General features: G+C 49.9%; 1 protein-coding gene. It reads right to left on the minus strand.

Translation table 11 applies throughout. From position 1 onward, the window contains the following. Positions 1–293: 293 nt before the first annotated feature. Positions 294–818 (minus strand): hypothetical protein, encoded by a 525-nt coding sequence (locus AC2FLA_RS22415; RefSeq protein ID WP_496725446.1) that lies wholly within the window; start codon positions 816–818, stop codon positions 294–296. Positions 819–1,006: the final 188 nt, after the last annotated feature.

Raw genomic sequence — 1,006 nt, forward strand, 5'->3', positions numbered from 1 at the left:
GCTGCGGTCGCGACACTGATCACTTCAAATGGCAGGTGTGCGCAGAAGGCTGACTTCCGTAATGGGGTCTTCTCTGCCAAGCGTCTTTTTCTCAAGAAGAAGCAACCTCCTACGATAGTGGCGTGGAGGTGCAGCGGATCAATGGCCTGTTTTTTCACTGGGGGCCCGCCCCGGGCGCCAGTCCATTGAGAGGCTGGATCGGTATGCGAGGTGAGCTTCGGCTTCACCGGGCTTGAACTTGCTTCCTGATTGGGAAATGAGCGGCGTCGGAACAGACGCCGTCCCTTACAATGTCAGTATAAAGGGGTCATCTCCAAGCTTCCCGGTTCGGGAGTAACGACAATCAAATTAGGTAAGATTTGAACTCCTTTGCTCTCTATCAGTGAAGCTCTTAGTTCATGCTCACCTTGTGAAGCTGGGACTCTCACACGACGCCGGTCACCTATTTTCCCGGTGGCATAATAGGAAGTGTGGCGTTTGAAAGTGGTGTCCGCCGACCAGCTCCAAGAACCTTCCCAATGAAAGGCTTTTATTTTTCGTACGTTGCGGGGGATCTTCTTTGTTTCATCGACGGTACATTTCAAATTCAGTGTTTGCTTTTTATCGGTGAACTTGAAGTTGATATTTGCCGGTACGCTGAACGTCCCCTTCTGAGCACCCATCGCATAGCTGCAAGTTGGTGAGAATCCATCCGCGAAACCTATGAACCTAACAGGGAACTCCACGGGGTTTCCTTGAAATGGTACGGTAGGAGGCTCAGTGCTGTTAGTTGTACAAGCGGTAAGCGCGCCAAACATAATCAATGCCAGTCTTTTCACAGATTTACTCTCTCTATAGTAGATGCATGACACCGTCGCTCTACCGTTTGAATTGGGACAATAATGTGGCTTTGGCGTACACTTCTTTGGAAATAAGCCCTGAAAAACTTATGCTTAAACTTAATGTGCATTACGCCGTTTCCGCGCTGCCATCTTGCGGCAACCATCCTTGCAATACTTGGCGCCCA

Source organism: Ruegeria sp. CDSA033 (assembly GCF_059612305.1).